Source organism: Sulfitobacter brevis (assembly GCF_900112755.1).
GTDB lineage: Bacteria > Pseudomonadota > Alphaproteobacteria > Rhodobacterales > Rhodobacteraceae > Sulfitobacter > Sulfitobacter brevis.
On record NZ_FOMW01000004.1, the window covers coordinates 111,509 to 128,741 of the forward strand.

The following is a 17,233-nucleotide window of genomic DNA, read 5'->3' on the forward strand; positions in this document are numbered from 1 at the left end:
TATCAAGTATTGGCGAGCCGTGGAGGACTCGAACCCCCGACCTGAGAATTAGAAGTTCCCTGCTCTAATCCAGCTGAGCTAACGGCCCGCACTTGAGGTCGTTGTATCGGTTACTTCCTGCCGCACTGTCAACTTGCTAGTTTCCCGTGCTGCCAGATTTGCCACATACACCACCGCTTACTGGCTGCTGGGCGCAGAAACGCACCGGCGGCGCGCCAAGCGATAGCTGGAAAGTGCCCAGTGCTTTATCTGCGCTCCGACCAATCAATCGAACCCCTAGCGCCTAGGCAGTTCCTTCATTTGCGCTAGGGCTGATGCTGGTAAATTGGCGACCGGGCGTGGGCGGGCGGGCGTAAGCGGGCGTGGGCGCGAAATAACCGTCCAGACTATGCCGCCAAAGCTTCGGTCACTGCAATCTTTGCCATCGCCATAATCGCATCTCGGCTGCCGGCGACCGCAATGAACCGGCCGTTGTGGCAGAACTTTGCACCGTTCACACCGGAGGCCTCTTCAAGCGCGCTGTCGGTCAAACCCGCCCATGCGGCGGGCAGTTCGGCGCGCGACTCAAATGTATCGTCACCCACGCGAATGGTGGTCAATGTCCAATCCGATCCGCGCGGGTGGATGACAAATAGCAGATGGTCGGCATTGGCCTTTTCGACCCCTGCGCGAAACGGCATGCCCATCGGCAGTTCCAGAATGTGCCCCGTACCCGCCGCTTGGATAGCGGTCATCACCATCGTTTCGGCACGGAACTTCGCAGCCTTGCGTTTTATTTGTGCCTCCACCAAGGCGCGTGCCACCAAGAGAGCTGCGTCAAAAGCACTGTCGTCCGCGCCTGGATCGGTATTGTCGAAAACCGGTTTCAGACTTTCCAACAACGTTGGCAACGTCAGCCCCGCGAATAATGGCCCCGCTTCGGACGCATTTACCGCCCCGTTGTCGAGCAGATCGACCGGCAGAACAAAGCCTTTGTCGAAGGAGCTGTGTATCGCATCGATATCCTGCGCGGGAACATCCATTGCGCGCAGATATTCACCGCCGTAATGCGCCCAGATTAGCCCGAACGAGCTATAGGGGTGACCGTCCTGCCGCAACGGTGTCGGGCGTTGATGGTGATCAAATATCTGCAGCCCCGCGTCGAACTGGCCACCAACGTCGTAAATGATGCGGGTGTCTTGCGGGGTGATCCATTCTTTGTCGCGGCTGCGCACAATCTCCGCCTGTGGAAAGAGCCGTGTCAGGATAACCGACGACAAGAGTTCGTCTGCGTGAAAGCCGCCGGAGTGCGTTACAAGGTGCGTGACTGTCATTTTGTTGCCTTTAAGAACAGGGGCAGCCTACGAGCGGGCCATTGATGTTGACGCGGGACGCCGCGTGAACGGTGCCTTGGCAGACGCCGCGCATTAGGGGCCGCAATCACATACGAGACTAAGCATACAAAGGTCTAGGGGTTATTCTTGGGAGCAGCGTCAAAAATCGTGGGCGAAAGATTGTGGTGGGGGTGATACTCCGCAGAGCCTGATTTCAATTCCGGCCTGCCTGCTCATAATCAATACAGGAGTAAAACGGAACGTGTCGCCGCCCGCGGCGTTCAACCTCCAGGGTGCAACGAAATCTCCCTGATCTGATAAGTTCTCAAAAGGGGCCCCGCATGTTTTTCGACAACACAGTTCTGGACGCCGTTGCAAAAGGGTCGCTTCTTAGCGGGTTGGGGCTTTTCTGGATCATCTTTCTGGTGCGGATTGTGGGCCTCAGATCGTTCTCGAAAATGACAAACTTCGATTTTGTGATGACAGTTGCGATGGGATCGTTACTCGCAGGGGCATCGCAGTCCAAGGAATGGACCGGACTACTGCGAACCCTCACGGCAATGGCGAGCCTCTTTGCTGTGCAGTATATAGTCGCTGCAGTGCGCCAGAAATCGTCAGCGCTCGACGATTTGGTTCAGAACACCCCCGTGCTGTTGATGAAAGACGGCCTGATCAACCACGCCGCGCTGACTGCAACCCGCGTTCGCGAAGAGGATCTGATCGCAAAGCTGCGCGAGGCCAATGCGCTGGACTTTAGCCAAGTGCGTGCGGTGATCCTCGAGACGACAGGTGACATCTCTGTCCTGCACGGGCCGAGCGTTGATGATCGTTTGCTTCAGGGGGTGCGTGAGGAAGGGGCCGCGTGACTGTTTAGGTTGTCAGTCCTCAAACGCCCCGGCCTGTGGTATGCGGAATATAAACTTCGTCTGGTCGTCGTCAGAGGTCACGCTCAGGTTACCCCCGTGCGCTTTGGCGATCTCGGACGCAATATAAAGACCAAGCCCCAGCCCTTTGCGATTACGCCCTGCGGTCCCTTGTTGAAAGGGCAAGAATAGGCTCGGTAGTATATCTGCAGGGATCGCTTTGCCTTCGTTGGCAACCGAGAGCACGACCTCCCCTTCGGCGCGTTTTGCAGCGACTTCGATGCGACGCCCTTGGGCACCATGGGTAATTGCATTGCGCAACAGATTCGACAGCATCTGCGCAATCCGTTCACGATCACAATCAATATTCCCGCGCAAATCAATATCGCACTCGATCACATGATCGGGTGACACGGCTTTGATCTCCGAGACAATTTGCAAAATCACCGGTTCCAAAGGCGCATCGGCGTCGCGCTCAATGACAATGCCGCCGTCATGACGCTGCCGGGCCCGGTCCAGCAGGTTCTCGATCAGATTAGACATCCGCCCCAGCGATGCTTTCATCAGCGTCACGACCTTGGCCGACGGTTGTTCCAACTTTTCCCGCTCTAACAGGCGCAGTCCTGCATCCAGCGCGCTCACCGGATTGCGCAGATCATGCGCCAGTATGGCAATGAACTGCTGTTGTATCTCGGCCAGATGGCGCTCCTGAAGCACAGCGGATTCGCTCTCTCTGAGCTTTAAGTCGACCTCCAGACTGTCACCGATCATTTTTGCAAACAGCCTGAACATCTCCAGCACGTTTTGGCTTTTCAGTTTGCGCGGTTCCGGATCAATCGCACAAAGCGTGCCGAAGAACGTGCCATCCTTCTTGTGGATCGGGACCGAAATATAGCTCTGGATACCGTAGGTTCGGGGAGTGTGGTGGTTGCAGTAGGTCGGATCGTTTTTCACGTCATCAATGACGATTTCCTGATCAGACAGCCGGACCTCGTGGCAAAGCGTGCTCTCCACATCCAGCTCATCGCCGGGTTTCAACCCAAAAAATATCTTGTCAACCGCCCGACAGGTCACCCAGCGCGACTCGGTCACCCGCGCGACCGCAGCAAACCCCATGCCGGTGGCAAGCGTCACCGTTTCCAGAAGCGTCGGAACCAGCACACTGCGCCCGATCTCGTCAATATCGCTTTGGAGGTCGTGGGTTTTCGTGTGCAGTGTCAAAACAGGGTCATCACTTTGCTAAATATAATGGTGCCGCATTGGTCGTTGGGCAGTGCCCGGTTAGACGCCGAGGGGTTCTTAGTCACGGCAAAAGCGGACCAGAACTTTGCCATCTTGTCAACGGACCGACGGGTACAGAACCTCAATTTACGGCATCTGAATGGCCGATCGAGTATGTCAGTTTACCACGTCCCGTCCACCTCAAGAGTTGGCCACCCCCGGCAAACCAATGCAACCATCGACCCGCTCGGCGGTTTAGCCCCGACAGGTAGACTTTGCGGTTGCAGCACTAAGTTAGGGATAACGGCGGCAGGCGCAGCGCGGAAAAGCTCGGCGATGCGTGGGTGACTTTGCCGTGAGAGAGATGACGAGAGAAAGGTGGCTTGTAGGACGGATATGTGCCTGCAAACTGGCCAGAAAGTGCAAGAAAGGGCTGAAATGCCGATCGATATATCCAGAGCAAATTTCAGCCTTGCCCAGCATTGTTTCTTCTTCGATCTCGATGGCACGCTCGCGCCGATTGTCGATGACCCTTCGACCGTCGCGATCCCCGATGACTTCAAACCTGCACTCGCGAGGCTCTACAGCCAGACCGGCGGGGCCGTTGCCATTCTGACCGGTCGTGGATTGTCGGACGCCCTCACCATTTTAGACCCGTTGCCGCTGCCGGTTGTCGGCTCGCACGGCCTTGAATACGATGCACGGCTGGGTGGTTCGGGGGATCAGTCGTCGGCGCAAGCTGCACTGAAAGAAGTTCTCGCGCCGCTTCAGGCATTTGCTGCTGCGAAGGACCTCAAGCTGGAATGCAAACCCGGCGCGATTGCCTTGCATTACCGCCACGCCCCTGAGCATGCCGTGGCCGCCCAGCGCACCATCGATAACGTCGCAAGCTTTGCCAGCGGCCTGCGGGCGTTGCACGGCAAGATGGTCAGCGAGGTCACCGTTGCCTCGGTCGATAAGGGCACGGCGCTCACCACCCTCATGTCCCGTACCGAATTTGCAGGGCGGGTGCCCGTCATGGTTGGCGACGATGTGACGGACGAAGACGGATTTAGCGCGGCCCAAAGTTGGGGTGGATGCGGCATCAAGATCGGATCGGGCGAGACGTGCGCAAAATACCGCGCGGAAACGATGGCAGAGTTTCACCACTGGCTGGCCAAACTGGTAGCGGAAGGAAAGTAAATGGACCTCGGAATTATTGGCAATTGCGCTGTCTCGGCGCTTATCGACCCTGCGGGCGTCATCAATTGGTATTGTCTGCCCCGTTTCGACGGCGATCCGGTTTTTCACGGGCTTCTGGGGCATGGCACAGGCCGTCCTGACGATGGAACGTTCAAAGTCGAGCTTGATGGCTGTCACACCACGGAACAGTCGTACCTGCCCAATACCGCGACCCTGCGCACGGTCTTGCGGGGGGCCTCAGGTGCGGTGGAGATCATTGATTTCTGCCCGCGTTTCGAGGCGCGCGGCAGGTCGTTCCGCCCGCAAATGTTGATCCGGCAAGTCCGTCCGTTGGAGGGCGCCCCGCGAGTGCGCCTGTGTATCCGTCCGGGGTTTGAATGGGGCACGGTGCGCCCAGAAATCACCCGCGGGTCCAGCCATGTACGGTTCATTGGCCCCGATCAGGTGATACGTCTGACCACCGATGCCCCGCTTGATCACGTGCTCGATGAGCGGTTGATCAATCTTGATCAGGAGATATCCTTCGTCTTGGGTCCGGATGAGACCCTGTCTGACAGTCCGCAGCATATCGCGCGCGATTTTTGCGACCAGACAACACGGTACTGGCGCCGTTGGGTGCAGCGTCTGGCAATTCCACTGGAATGGCAGGAGGCGGTCATCCGCGCCGCGATTACTCTCAAGCTGTGCAGCTACGAACCGACGGGCGGGATCATTGCTGCGATGACGACCTCTCTGCCCGAAGCACCGAACAGCACCCGCAACTGGGACTATCGGTATTGCTGGGTGCGTGACGCGCTGTTCACCGTGCGCGCGCTCAACAGCCTTGCCGCCACGCGCACGCTGGAAAACTACTTTCAATGGCTGATGAACTTGGTCGCCGATGCCAAGGGCGGGCACATCCAGCCCGTTCTGGGTGTGGGGTTAGAGACCGAACTGACCGAATGTTTCGCCGAAGGGCTGCAAGGCTATCGCGGCATGGGACCGGTGCGGGTTGGCAATCAGGCCTTTGAGCATTTCCAGCATGATACCTATGGCAATATCATCCTTGGTGCTGCGCCCGCCTTCTTTGATGAGCGGCTGTTTATGAACACTGGCCAAGCGGCATTTGAACACCTTGAAGCATTGGGCGAACAGGCATGGCTGCTGCACGACCAACCCGATGCCGGTCTGTGGGAGTTGCGCAGCCGTTCGCGCATCCATACGTCGTCATCGCTGATGTGTTGGGCCGCGTGTGATCGCCTTGGCAAGATTGCCGCCCATCTGCGGCTGGCACCACGCGCGCGCCATTGGGAAGAGCGTGCAGCCGTCATCCGCGCTAAAATCCTTGAGCGTGCATGGTCGGAAGATCGCCAGTCTTTCGTTGAAAGCTTTGAGGGCAACACCCTTGATGCCAGCGTTTTGTTGATGGGCGAAGTCGGGTTTCTGCCCCCCGATGATCCGCGCTTTGTGGCGACGGTGGAGGCGCTTTCTGCCACGCTCGGGCGCGGACCCTTCATGTTGCGCTATGAGGAGGCGGATGATTTTGGCGTGCCCGAAGTCGGCTTTAACCTCTGCGCTTTTTGGCGTGTCGACGCGCTGACCCGCATTGGCCGCAAAGACGAAGCACGCGAACTTTTCGAAGCTCTGCTAGCGGCACGCAGCCCCTTGGGGCTGATGTCCGAAGACACTTCTTTCGCCACTGGCGAGGCATGGGGGAATTTCCCGCAGACCTATTCAATGGCGGGCATCATCAACGGTGCGATGCGCCTTTCACGCTCATGGGAGGCGGAACTTTAACCCCATTAAATCGCGCTAAAACGGAACCAATCGACGGAGAAGACCATTACATAAGTGCAATTAAATTTTTCCCAACTCCGCCATTTTACGGCGATCGCGTCAGGTTTCTGCGCAGATTTGATGAGGAACCCATGAGCGGTAGATTAATTGTCATATCCAATCGCATCCCAACCGAGGCCGAACCCTCGGGCGGTCTGGTTGTGGCGATGCACGCAGCGCTCTGCAATCACGGTGGCATCTGGATCGGGGCGCATCCCGAGGTAACCGAAGCCCCTTCATCGCATCTGGAGGAGATCGGCGACCAGACCAGCTATACCCGCCTCGCATTTCGCATCGCCCAGCGCGAGCATGAGGAGTTCTACCTCGGCTTCGCCAATTCCGTGCTTTGGCCGGTGTGCCACCGGCGCGGCGATCTGGTTGATCTCAAGCGTAGCTTTGAGACTACATACGGCGAGGTCAACAAACGTCTGGCGCGGCTGATCATGGAGGTGGTGGAGCCTGAAGACCTGATCTGGATACAGGACTATCACTTTTTCCCGCTGGCCTCGGAATTGCGCAAGCTCGGGTTTGAGGGCCGGTTGGGGTTCTTCCTCCACATCCCCTTCCCTGCGCTTGGTGATCTCGGCGCACTGCCGCAAACTGCCAACCTGGCGGACTGGCTGGCTGATTATGATCTTGTCGGGTTGCAAACTCGTGCCGATGTGGCGCGGTGTTTGGAGATGTTCCGTGCACAACGCCGTGCGGAGGTTATGCTGGACGGTCGGATCAAGTACGGTGCAAGGGTGTTTTCGGTCCGCTCCTTTCCAATTGGCATCGACGTAGACACTTTTGTGAAAGCAGCCACAGAAGGCTGCGATAGCGCTGATCTCGGTGACGACCTGAAGGAAGAGTATATCATCGGTGTTGACCGGCTAGATTACTCCAAGGGGCTGCCAAACAGGTTCCGGTCGTTCGCCCAATACCTTGAAAAGCGGCCCAATAAGGATCGCCGCGTCAGCCTGCTGCAGATCGCTCCACCGACGCGCGAAGAAGTCACGGCTTACAGGCAGATCAGGGTCGAGTTGGAGGAACTGGCAGGCCGGTTGAATGGCCAGCATGCTGAACTGGACTGGACGCCGCTGCGCTATATCCACCGCAACATCGACCGCAACCTGCTTGCAAAGCTCTATCGTGGTGCCCGTGTCGGCATGGTGACGCCGCTGGCAGACGGTATGAACCTCGTCGCGAAAGAATATATCGCAGCACAAGACCCCGAGGACCCCGGCGTGTTGGTGCTGTCACAACTGGCTGGCGCTGCCGAGGACCTGACCGAGGCCTTATTGGTTAATCCCTATGATATCGAAGGCATGGCCGAGGCGATCGCCAAGGCCCTCGATATGCCGCTCGCCGAAAGAAAACGACGCTACGCGGCTTGCATGACGATGGTTGATAAGACCGATGTCGCGATCTGGTGCAAAAGCTTTATCGCAGCCCTCGAAGCCTGCGAAGCGCCCTTGGCTTGGGGCACTGTGGCGCGGGCCGCTAGCGACTGACGGCAGTAAAGCCGATTAACCCGACCCTCTGCATGCCTCTTGGCATCAGGACACAGTTTGGCCACCGCGCCATAAGCTCTAACGCACCCGGCCTGCCGCGAAGACGTGTCAGTTAAACCTCAAATTTTGCTAAATTCTGCCGCAAATGGAGGGGTATTCTCGGACAACAAAAAAGGACGAAGCCAAGGCATCCCCTTGAGACTTCTGATGTGTTGAGGAGACGGACATGGCGGTTGGTTATTTAGTATCACTTGGAAACGGCAGGCTGGATTCCGGCGATAGTATCAACACGTCAGTCACGACCTTCACGCCGACCCAGTCTTGGGGCGCCGGTACTTGGAAGTATTCCGGCGACGATGCCAACGGCGACAAGGTTAAAAACCTAATCGAGCCTGGCAAATATTACGCCGATGCAGCGGGTAATATCTATTTCATACCCGACGGCCCCTTTCCCATGTCGATGAAAAGCGCCAATACCCAGTCTGTGCCACCTGAACCCACCGATGACGGCATCGTCGCGGGCACTGCCGGCGATGACGTTATCGACGCGAGCTATACCGGTGATCCAGACGGCGAAGTCGTAGACGGAAACGATGCGGTCGGCGTTGCCCCCCCATCGGCGGCCCAATTCAACTGGACAGACTACGGCGACGAGCAAGACCTGCGTGGCGGTATCACGCAAGATACCGGCAATGTCAGCGTCACCGTCTCCTACAGCGACGTCCAGACAAACGAGAACTTCTCAGCCGAAACCAGCGGTGGCAACGATGCGATTTATGTAGCCCCTGGCGAGACCTTCAACAACAATTCCGCAGGCTATCTCTTTGCCAACGGCAGCCCCGACCCCACCACCGTCGCGTTCGATTTTGCCGCCAATGCCGGATCGGGCTTTGAAAACGGCGTCGAGAATGTGCGCTTTCGGATCAGCGATATCGACGGGCTGAACAACAACGGCAACAACTTCCGCGACATTGTAACCGTCCGGGCCTATGACATTGACGGCAACGAGATTGCGATCACCATCACGCCCGGCGGCAACCACACGCTCAACGGCAATACCATCACAGCGGGCCTCTCGAACGGCTCCGCGGCTGATGCCAGCGGATCGGCGCTATATGAAATCGCGGGTCCGGTTGCCCGCATTGAAATTCTCTACCAAAACGGCGGCACCACCCAGCAGGCGATCTATTTCTCGGATATCTTGTTTGATGCCGTGCCGCTTGGCTCCAACGACGACAGCATTGATGCAGGCGCGGGCAATGACGTTGTCCTGGCAGGTTATGGCAATGATACCGTCAATGGTGGCACGGGCAATGATACGATCTCAGGCGAAAGCGGCAATGACAGCCTCATCGGCGGGCTTGGCAACGATTCCATCTCGGGCGGCGCGGGCAATGACACGCTGCTGGGCGGGGATGGCGCTGATACGCTGGACGGTGGTACTGGCAACGACAGTCTGGTCGGTGGTGCTGGCAACGATTCCCTCTCTGGCGGTGCCGGCAACGACACGCTGCTTGGTGGGGCCGGCGCTGATACACTGAACGGCGGCGCGGGCAACGACAGCATCATCGGCGGCACAGGCAGCGATCATATCACCCTTACCGATGGCTTTGGCATCGATACGATTGACGGCTCGGATGACGTAGGCAACGGCGATGTGGATGTACTTGATGCATCAGCAGTCACCACCAATGTCGTGCTGGACTTCAGCGCTGTTTCGGGCGCCGATAGCGAGAGCGGCACGCTGACCTCCGGCAGTAACATCGCGACCTTCGACAACATCGAAAACGTCGTTCTTGGGTCGGGCAATGACACCGTGATCGGCTCGTCGGGCAACGATAACATCGACGCGGGCGCGGGCAACGATTCAATCTCGCTTGGTGCGGGCAATGACACAGTTTATTTCAGCTCCGGTTCCGACACCATTGATGGCGGCACGGGCAACGACACCTATGACGCCTCAGGTGCGTCTTCGCTCGATAACGAAACCATCTCCGTTGTGGTCGATTCAACCGGCACGGGGACCGTTACCAAGGTTAATGACGGCTCCGTCGATACGGTCACGGGCCTCGAGACATTCATCGCCGACGAAGCGGCAGCAGAGGCCGACGCGATCACGCTGACAGGTGATTTTGACCGAACCACGGTTCAAGGCCTCTCGGACGCCTCGGTCGGTACATTCGACACCATCGAATTTGGTGTGGTTAATTTCGGCGGCGCGGGCGAGCCTACGCTGAGCCAGTTGCTGTCGGGCACCTACGTGCACCCGACCCACGGCGTCATCAACCCGTTCGGCACCATCCAGATCACCAGCGGTGATGAAAGCGGTCAGGTTGGCAACATCGCTTTCGAGAACTTCGAGACCATTACTTTCAGTGTGGTTTGCTTTGCCGAAGGCACGCTGATCGACACAATGAACGGCCAGCGACGCGTTGAAGAGATTACCGTTGATGATATGGTCCTGACCCAAGACAAAGGCCCGCAGCCTGCGATGTGGACCCGCGCCAAATGGCACCCGATCGAGAAGTCCGAAGCCGCTGATTACCCCGTGCTGATCGCGCAAGGCGCGTTGGGCGAAAACCGCCCCGCCGCCGATCTGATCGTGTCGCCGCAACACCGCATACTCGTCGGTGGCCAAGGTCAGCTTGAAGACCTCTTCGAGAGCGAACAGCTGGTGCCTGCAAAGGCGCTTACTTCGCTGCCCCGCATCCGCGAGATGAAGGGCAAGAGCGGCATCAAATGGGTGCACTTCGCCTTTGAGAACCACGAGATCGTGACCGCAAACGGCTGTGCGACAGAATCGCTGTTATTAGGTGAAATGGTAACAAACGGCTTTAGCGCCGCAGAGAGAGCCGAAGTGACAACCATTTTCGGCCCCGCCACAACACCCGGTACGGCGCTGAACGGTGCGCCTGTCAGACCTCTTATCGGCGCTGGAAAAGCCCGCAGGATGATCCACGAAGCGCGGCTGGTCGCCTAAGGCCGAGCAGCCCGTACCTTAACGAGATCATAGACCAATGGCGCAGCTGCTGCTTGTGGCGTTGACCTTTGCACGCGCCTTGCATCATCGTGGTGCGAAAACCCAAAGACCCCTTTGATCCCTCAATTCGCTCGCCACACTGGTCGATCGACACGCGCGCGCCATGTTTAGGCGAAAGGGGTACCGATCATGAATACCAAGGTAGATGTGGCTATTGTAGGCGCAGGCACGGCAGGGCTGGCCGCGCTGCGCGATGTGCGACGACAGACAGATAATTTCGTCCTGATTAATAAACCGCCCTACGGGACCACCTGTGCGCGTGTCGGCTGTATGCCGTCCAAAACGCTGATCGCTGCCGCGAATGCCTTTCACGCGACAACACTTCTGGACACCTTCGGCGTCCGTGGCGCAGCACAGCTCGAGGCTGATATTCCAGCGGTTCTGGAACGGGTCCGCGCGCTCAGGGGCGACTTTGTTGCCAGTGTACTCAAGTCCACCGAAGGGCTGGGACAACGCAGCATCGAAGGTCACGCCCGTCTTGACGGAGAGCATCGGTTGATCGTCGACGGAAATGTGATCGAAGCAGACCAGATCATTCTCGCACCGGGGTCGAGCCCCGTGGTGCCCAAGCCGTGGCGCGCCTTCAGTGACCGCCTGCTGACCACCGATACGCTTTTTGAGCAGACCAATCTGCCAGCGCGGATCGGGGTGATCGGATTGGGCGCCATCGGCGTTGAAATGGCGCAGGCCCTGTCACGGCTGGGCATTGAGGTGCACGGCTTTGACGGCGCTGAACAGATGGCGGGTACCACCGATGCTAAGATTGCCAAGGCGCTGCATTCCGCATTGTCGCGCGAGTTTGCCATCCACCTCGGCGCGGACGTGGACCTTGCCGAGGTGGAGGGCGGGATAGAGATCAAATGGGGTCAGGACCGCGTTGTGGTCGACAAGGTGCTGGTCGCCGTGGGGCGGCGGCAGAATGTGCAGGACATCGGTCTGGAGACGCTGGGCGTACCGCTTGATGACAAAGGGCTGCCCGAGATTGATCCGCAGACCATGCGGATCGGTACGACATCGGTCTTGCTGGCAGGGGATGCCAACGGGCAAAACGCGCTGCTGCACGAAGGCTCTGACGAAGGTCATATCGCGGGGTTGAATGCCACGAGCGACACGCCGATAAAATTGGACCGCCGGACCCCGATGAGCATCACGTTTTCCTCACCTCAGGTGGCCTCGGTCGGCAAACGCGCCGACCATCCCGAGCTAGAAGATTGTCTGGTTGGCGAAGTTGATTTCAGCGCGCAAGGGCGGGCACGCGTTATCCAGAAGAACGAAGGGTTGCTGCGGATCTATGCCACACGCGGTGACGGACGCTTGCTCGGCGCCGAGATGGCAGCCCCAGCAGCCGAACATCTGGCCCATCTGCTGGCGCTGGCGATTGACCAAAACCTCACGGTGTATGATCTGCTGCGGATACCCTTTTACCACCCCACTTTGGAAGAAGGCATGCGTACCGCGCTGCGTGAAATCGCTCGTGAGTTGCCCAAATGCAGTGTTTCCGACCTCGCAGGCTGTGCCGCGTTGGAGACAGCGGCGCTGGAGTAGTCGCCCACGGGTGTCAGCCTACCCGTCAACTGGTCATCAATCGCGCCAACCGTCTGATGCGGAGGGCGCGGTTCAGCTCTCCGCCAAAGATAAGCAGAAGCGCGGCGAGATACATAAAGTAAAGCGCGGCAATGATCCCCGCCATGCCCGCGTAATAGCTGGCATAGGTGCCAAAACTTTCGACGTAAAAGGCAAATGCTGCAGCAAGCAGCGTCCAAGCGAAAGCGGTGGTTAACACCCCCGGCCACAGGTTCGCGAAATTGGTGCGGCGGGCAGGTAGCAACACATGCGCCGCAAATAGCGCGACGATAAAAATCGTCGCCGAGGCCGGAAAACGGATCAGCCGGACAGTGACCGATGCCGGATCAAACCCCGGAACCAGCGCATGCAGCCACGACCCTGCCCGTGGCGCAATTACCAGAAGATATCCGACCAGCACCAACGCCAGACTGGCAAAAAGCACCATGGCCATTTGCACTGCAAACAACACCAGCGTTGATCGGGTTTCGCGGATGCCGTAGGCGCGGTTTAGCCCGATCCTGACGCTTTCGACCCCGCCCACCGCAAACCAGATCGTCAACAAGATACCAATGCTGAGAATGCCACCGCGTGGCACCGTCATCACCTGTTCAACTTCCGACACAATCGGCTCGATCAAGGGGGGCGGCACGATGGCGATGAGAAAGTCGATCAGGTCGTTCGCCATCGACTGGTCCCCGATAAAGGCCGTAATTGCACTGGTAAAAATCAGAAACGGAAAAACGGCCAACAAGGAGCGGAAGGCGACATTACCCGCCAGCCCGAACGCATCGTCGCTCCACAGCCGCAGGACTGCTTCCCAAAGGACCGCCCGCATAGCGCGCCAGCCCCGACGGTGAAACAGGTCGTCGGGGTTCTTGCTCAGTACGCCATGGGTCATGACGATCTCGCGCCTCGGATCCGGCTCCGAACTGGCCTTCATGCTCCGCCCCTGATGAACTGCAATACCACTGACTTAGACGCATTTGTTGGGAAGGCAAAAATTAAGAGCGCGTCAGGGCAGATCAACGGAGCTTGTCTACGGTCATTGCTATATTGCGCTGCGGCGTGCGCCCCCTTTCAAACGACCGGTTGTATAACGCCCGCCGATCCACGAAACTGCGGGCGACCATCGTTTCAGGAGTGCGCGACATGATCATCTACGGGCTAAGCACTTGCCCCCTTTGCCAAAAAGCGCGGAAGGCGTTGGAAACAGAGCGCAAGGACGTCAGCTTTCGCGATGTCCGCTCGGAGCCATTGACCGAAGCCGAATTGGGCGCCTTGATCGTGGAATTCGGGGACCGCCTGGTGGACCGCACCTCCAATGACTACCGCGCTTTGAATGATTGGTTGAAGAATTCCGAGGCCGAGGCGCAGATTTCGGCGCAGCCCAAAGTGATGACCCGTCCGGTGATCCGCGACGGCGATGATCTGTATCTGGGCTGGGACGAGGCTGTTCAAGCAGCACTTGGGTCTGGCTAAGCCCCCTCAGAGGCGCGCACCGCGCTTGCGCCCCGCCTTTGCTGCTATAGTCTCCGGCGTATGGAAATAAAGTTCTCTGGCAGATGCCTCTGCGGTGACGTCACATACCTAGCACAAGGGCAGCCTGTCGTGGTTGCGCAATGCCACTGCGAAGAGTGCCGCCGTTCGAGCGGAACGGGCCACAGCGTCGGCGCAATGTTTGCGTCAGATACGGTGCGCATTGACGGTAGTCTGGGCACATTCAGCTACATCTCTGAAAAGGGGTCAGAGGTCACCAAAGCGTTCTGTGCACGCTGCGCCAGCCCGATCTACGGCGTCAATACCCGCCTGCCCGACCACCTCACGCTGTCACTCGGGACAATGGACGATGCCAGCGGTTTGGCTATAGAGGTCGTGATCTTCAAACGGGACAAACCACATTGGGACCAGCTTGGGGACGGTGTCACAGCATTCGCGACGCAACCTGACTGGGAGCCTTAAAGCAAGGCTCCGCCTTGCGCTGATAGCACCACGTAGAGGCCTTGGATGGCTGCTGCCAATACGATAAGCAGGTGTGTGGGCCATACTGGCATTAATGTCGGCTACCGCCTCCATACCTCTCGCTCGAAGGGATACCCGCATGAGCCACGTCTTTCCGCGTCACAGCAAATCGACCCTTCTGACCGCGACGGGCGGCGACGGATGCTATCTTATCGACAGCACCGGCCGGCGCATTCTGGATTGTGGCGACGCTGCTGTCTCCTGCCTGGGCCACAGCAACGCCCGCGTCATCAAGGCCGTGCAGGATCAGGTCGCCAAAATCGCCTTCGCGCATACCGGCTTCATGACCTCCGAACCTGCCGAAGCGCTGGCGGATTTGTTGATCGAAAAGGCCCCCGGTGATCTGGACCGCGTGTATTTTGTCTCCGGTGGGTCGGAGGCGACCGAAGCTGCAATCAAACTCGCCCGCCAGTATTACCTTGAGACCGGCCAGCCCGAGCGGCGGCGTGTTATCGCGCGCAAGCAAAGCTATCACGGCAATACACTGGGCGCCCTCTCAGCAGGCGGCAACGCGTGGCGGCGCACCCAATTCGCGCCTTTGCTCATCGAAATGACCCATATTGCGCCATGCTATGAATACGCGGAAAAGCCCGAAGGCGAGAGCGCTCACGCTTACGGCCAGCGCGTCGCGAACGAACTGGAGGAGGAAATTCTCCGCCTCGGCCCCGAAACAGTGATGGCTTTCATGGCCGAACCGGTGGTCGGCGCGACCTTGGGCGCTGTCACCGCGGTAGACGGGTACTACAAACGCATTCGCGAGATTTGCGACCAATACGGCGTGCTGCTTATCCTAGATGAAGTGATGTGTGGCATGGGCCGCACTGGTCATTTGTTTGCCTGTGACTACGATGGAATTGCGCCGGATATTCTGTGCATCGCGAAGGGGCTCGGGGCGGGATACCAGCCGATTGGCGCGATGCTCTGCACCCGCCACATCTATGACAGCATCGCGCAGGGCAGCGGGTTTTTCCAGCATGGTCATACGTACGTGGGCCATCCGGTGGCCACCGCTGCCGCCCTCGCCGTTGTTCAGGAATTGACAGAGCACGACCTCCCGACCCGCGCTGGCGTGATGGGGGACAGGCTGCAATCGGCACTGGAACTGGCCTTCGGTCAACACCCTCATATCGGCGATATCCGCGGGCGTGGCCTGTTTCGGGGTCTGGAGATCGTCGCATCGCGCGAAACCAAGGCCCCCTTTGATCCGTCACTGGGCCTTGCCGGAAAGATCAAGAAATTGGCGCTGGAAAACGGGCTGATCTGCTATCCGATGTCAGGCACCCGCGACGGCAAAAATGGCGATCACATCCTTCTGGCCCCGCCGTTCATCATCGAGGACGCGCAGATCGACGAGTTGGTTGAAAAGCTGTCGAAGACGTTAAAGACGGTCATTCCCGAAAGCACGCCGAGGCTTTAGCTGGATCTTGATGCAGCAGGGCCGGATTGAGAGCGTGAACTTTTCGCACGGCCAAAGCCCGATCTAAGCTGTAACGCGAGGGTCAGAAACCCGAATACATCTGCCCTTGCGCCATGCGCCGCGCAAGGTGGGCTCAGCTATCAGGGAGACCAGCCACCTTCCGTCCCTCTTTAGGGATCGACAGGGTTGACCATGTATCATCACGTGGCGGAGGCGGCGGGTTGTCACAGGTTCGGCCATGTATTGCGATCTTTGCGATGAAATGCGCGGAGATCGGAGCTGTCACGAACAAGAATGCCATGATCAACACTTCATGGACCGACACTGCGCCCAAGACAATCGAATGGATCATCGACGCTAGCAGCAACATGCCGATGCCGAGGGTACCAACCTTTGTTGGCGCATGCAGGCGCGTCATCGGGTCGTTGAACTTCAACAAACCAATGACCCCCACGAGGATGAAAAACGATCCGCCTAGCAGGCAAAGCGCAGTGGCATAGGCGGCAATAATTTCGACGGTCATTCGATGATGTCTCCCCGCAGCAAGAAGCGCGCAAAGGCAACGGTGGAGACAAACCCCAGCATCGCGATGAGCAGCGCCACCTCGAAATAGATCTGCACGCCGGAATGGATGCCGATCACCACTACCAGACCCAGCGCGTTAATCACCATAGTATCAAGGGCAAGGATACGGTCCCCCGCTGTCGGTCCCAGAACGAGCCGTACCATCGACAATATCATCCCCAAAGCCAGTGTGACAAAGGTGGTCATCAAAGCGATGTCCATCAGCCAGGTTGCGAAGGTCATATGAAAATCTCCTTCAAGCGGCGCTGGTATCTGTTGTTGATCTCTGCAAGGTCCGCGTCAGGGTCGTCGGTGTGTAACACGTGCACCAACAGGCTATGGCCCTCGTCCGACAGGTCCGCCGAGACAGTGCCGGGGGTCAGGGTGATGGTGCCCGCGAGCACTGTAATCGCTTCAGGCTGTACAAGTTCCAGCGGCACCACGATCCATGCCGGTTTCAGCTTGGCGTTTGGTACGGTCAGCACAATCCACGCCACCCGCACATTGGCGACCAGAATATCCCAGATGACGATGACGCTATACACGGCCATCCGCCCGAGCCGGAACCCTTTCGGCGTGTCGGGCCACCAGATTGACGTGGCCCAAGGGATCAGAATGCCAAGGATGATCCCGACGACCACCATGCCCGCAGAAACCTCGTTTTGCAAAAGCGTCCAGATCACCGCCAGCAACAGCGTGAGAAACGGATGCGGCAGCAGCCAATAGAAAGCGCGCAGCAT

The 17,233-nt window shown here is 58.4% G+C and carries 15 protein-coding genes and 1 tRNA gene; 9 read left to right on the forward strand and 7 right to left on the reverse strand.

The features are described from left to right. Positions 1 to 10 precede the first annotated feature (10 nt). Both BM174_RS06570 and BM174_RS06575 read right to left on the reverse strand, forming a co-directional pair. Positions 11 to 88, reverse strand: a tRNA-Arg gene (locus tag BM174_RS06570). Positions 89 to 386: 298 nt separating this feature from the next. Continuing rightward, complete coding sequence (locus BM174_RS06575; RefSeq protein ID WP_093923052.1) at positions 387 to 1,313, reverse strand: MYG1 family protein; 927 nt, start codon at positions 1,311 to 1,313, stop codon at positions 387 to 389. A gap of 341 nt (positions 1,314 to 1,654) precedes the next feature. On the opposite strand from BM174_RS06575, the gene BM174_RS06580 reads away from it, so the two are divergent. Continuing rightward, on the forward strand, positions 1,655 to 2,179 hold the full coding sequence (locus tag BM174_RS06580) for a DUF421 domain-containing protein (RefSeq protein ID WP_093923053.1): 525 nt from the start codon (positions 1,655 to 1,657) through the stop codon (positions 2,177 to 2,179). 12 nt (positions 2,180 to 2,191) lie between these two features. Here BM174_RS06580 and BM174_RS06585 read toward each other — a convergent pair whose 3' ends face one another. Beyond that, positions 2,192 to 3,397, reverse strand: a complete 1,206-nt coding sequence (locus BM174_RS06585; protein WP_245766285.1) for a GAF domain-containing sensor histidine kinase — start codon at positions 3,395 to 3,397, stop codon at positions 2,192 to 2,194. Positions 3,398 to 3,835: 438 nt separating this feature from the next. Here BM174_RS06585 and otsB point away from each other — a divergent pair, with 438 nt between their 5' ends. The 5 genes from otsB (at position 3,836) to BM174_RS06610 (ending at position 12,472) form a co-directional block, all read left to right on the forward strand. Next, on the forward strand, positions 3,836 to 4,579 hold the full coding sequence (gene otsB, locus BM174_RS06590; protein ID WP_177209434.1) for a trehalose-phosphatase: 744 nt from the start codon (positions 3,836 to 3,838) through the stop codon (positions 4,577 to 4,579). After that, positions 4,580 to 6,355, forward strand: coding sequence for a glycoside hydrolase family 15 protein (locus tag BM174_RS06595; protein ID WP_093923055.1), 1,776 nt, complete (start codon positions 4,580 to 4,582; stop codon positions 6,353 to 6,355). A gap of 131 nt (positions 6,356 to 6,486) precedes the next feature. Beyond that, entirely contained in the window at positions 6,487 to 7,887 is a 1,401-nt protein-coding gene (locus BM174_RS06600; protein WP_093923056.1) for an alpha,alpha-trehalose-phosphate synthase (UDP-forming), read from the forward strand. A gap of 226 nt (positions 7,888 to 8,113) precedes the next feature. Next, entirely contained in the window at positions 8,114 to 10,867 is a 2,754-nt protein-coding gene (locus tag BM174_RS06605; protein ID WP_093923057.1) for a Hint domain-containing protein, read from the forward strand. A 189-nt stretch (positions 10,868 to 11,056) separates the two neighbouring features. After that, on the forward strand, positions 11,057 to 12,472 hold the full coding sequence (locus BM174_RS06610) for a dihydrolipoyl dehydrogenase (RefSeq protein ID WP_093923058.1): 1,416 nt from the start codon (positions 11,057 to 11,059) through the stop codon (positions 12,470 to 12,472). A 25-nt stretch (positions 12,473 to 12,497) separates the two neighbouring features. Here the strand turns inward: BM174_RS06610 and BM174_RS06615 are convergent, their stop codons facing one another. Continuing rightward, positions 12,498 to 13,433 (reverse strand): YihY/virulence factor BrkB family protein, encoded by a 936-nt coding sequence (locus BM174_RS06615; RefSeq protein WP_093923059.1) that lies wholly within the window; start codon positions 13,431 to 13,433, stop codon positions 12,498 to 12,500. Between the two features lie 209 nt (positions 13,434 to 13,642). On the opposite strand from BM174_RS06615, the gene BM174_RS06620 reads away from it, so the two are divergent. The 3 genes from BM174_RS06620 to BM174_RS06630 all read left to right on the forward strand — a co-directional run bounded on the left by BM174_RS06620 (position 13,643) and on the right by BM174_RS06630 (position 15,929). Continuing rightward, on the forward strand, positions 13,643 to 13,972 hold the full coding sequence (locus tag BM174_RS06620; protein WP_093923060.1) for an arsenate reductase family protein: 330 nt from the start codon (positions 13,643 to 13,645) through the stop codon (positions 13,970 to 13,972). Between the two features lie 60 nt (positions 13,973 to 14,032). After that, entirely contained in the window at positions 14,033 to 14,452 is a 420-nt protein-coding gene (locus tag BM174_RS06625; protein ID WP_093923061.1) for a GFA family protein, read from the forward strand. 139 nt (positions 14,453 to 14,591) lie between these two features. Beyond that, on the forward strand, positions 14,592 to 15,929 hold the full coding sequence (locus BM174_RS06630; protein WP_093923062.1) for an aspartate aminotransferase family protein: 1,338 nt from the start codon (positions 14,592 to 14,594) through the stop codon (positions 15,927 to 15,929). A gap of 133 nt (positions 15,930 to 16,062) precedes the next feature. Here BM174_RS06630 and mnhG read toward each other — a convergent pair whose 3' ends face one another. From mnhG to BM174_RS06645, 3 genes are read right to left on the reverse strand one after another with little or no spacing between them, the layout of a single operon-like run. Continuing rightward, on the reverse strand, positions 16,063 to 16,452 hold the full coding sequence (mnhG, locus tag BM174_RS06635; RefSeq protein ID WP_093923063.1) for a monovalent cation/H(+) antiporter subunit G: 390 nt from the start codon (positions 16,450 to 16,452) through the stop codon (positions 16,063 to 16,065). After that, on the reverse strand, positions 16,449 to 16,736 hold the full coding sequence (locus BM174_RS06640) for a K+/H+ antiporter subunit F (protein ID WP_093923064.1): 288 nt from the start codon (positions 16,734 to 16,736) through the stop codon (positions 16,449 to 16,451). The genes mnhG and BM174_RS06640 overlap by 4 nt, the downstream gene beginning before the upstream one ends. Next, positions 16,733 to 17,233, reverse strand: a complete 501-nt coding sequence (locus BM174_RS06645) for a Na+/H+ antiporter subunit E (protein WP_093923065.1) — start codon at positions 17,231 to 17,233, stop codon at positions 16,733 to 16,735. The genes BM174_RS06640 and BM174_RS06645 overlap by 4 nt, the downstream gene beginning before the upstream one ends.

Coding starts and splice junctions, on each gene's coding strand:
- BM174_RS06575 (WP_093923052.1), bottom strand. CDS start 1,313: ATGACAGTCACGCACCTTGTAACGCACTCCGGCGGCTTTCACGCAGAC.
- BM174_RS06580 (WP_093923053.1), top strand. CDS start 1,655: ATGTTTTTCGACAACACAGTTCTGGACGCCGTTGCAAAAGGGTCGCTT.
- otsB (WP_177209434.1), top strand. CDS start 3,836: ATGCCGATCGATATATCCAGAGCAAATTTCAGCCTTGCCCAGCATTGT.
- BM174_RS06595 (WP_093923055.1), top strand. CDS start 4,580: ATGGACCTCGGAATTATTGGCAATTGCGCTGTCTCGGCGCTTATCGAC.
- BM174_RS06600 (WP_093923056.1), top strand. CDS start 6,487: ATGAGCGGTAGATTAATTGTCATATCCAATCGCATCCCAACCGAGGCC.
- BM174_RS06605 (WP_093923057.1), top strand. CDS start 8,114: ATGGCGGTTGGTTATTTAGTATCACTTGGAAACGGCAGGCTGGATTCC.
- BM174_RS06610 (WP_093923058.1), top strand. CDS start 11,057: ATGAATACCAAGGTAGATGTGGCTATTGTAGGCGCAGGCACGGCAGGG.
- BM174_RS06615 (WP_093923059.1), bottom strand. CDS start 13,433: ATGAAGGCCAGTTCGGAGCCGGATCCGAGGCGCGAGATCGTCATGACC.
- BM174_RS06620 (WP_093923060.1), top strand. CDS start 13,643: ATGATCATCTACGGGCTAAGCACTTGCCCCCTTTGCCAAAAAGCGCGG.
- BM174_RS06625 (WP_093923061.1), top strand. CDS start 14,033: ATGGAAATAAAGTTCTCTGGCAGATGCCTCTGCGGTGACGTCACATAC.
- BM174_RS06630 (WP_093923062.1), top strand. CDS start 14,592: ATGAGCCACGTCTTTCCGCGTCACAGCAAATCGACCCTTCTGACCGCG.
- mnhG (WP_093923063.1), bottom strand. CDS start 16,452: ATGACCGTCGAAATTATTGCCGCCTATGCCACTGCGCTTTGCCTGCTA.
- BM174_RS06640 (WP_093923064.1), bottom strand. CDS start 16,736: ATGACCTTCGCAACCTGGCTGATGGACATCGCTTTGATGACCACCTTT.
- BM174_RS06645 (WP_093923065.1), bottom strand. CDS start 17,233: ATGCTGCGCGCTTTCTATTGGCTGCTGCCGCATCCGTTTCTCACGCTG.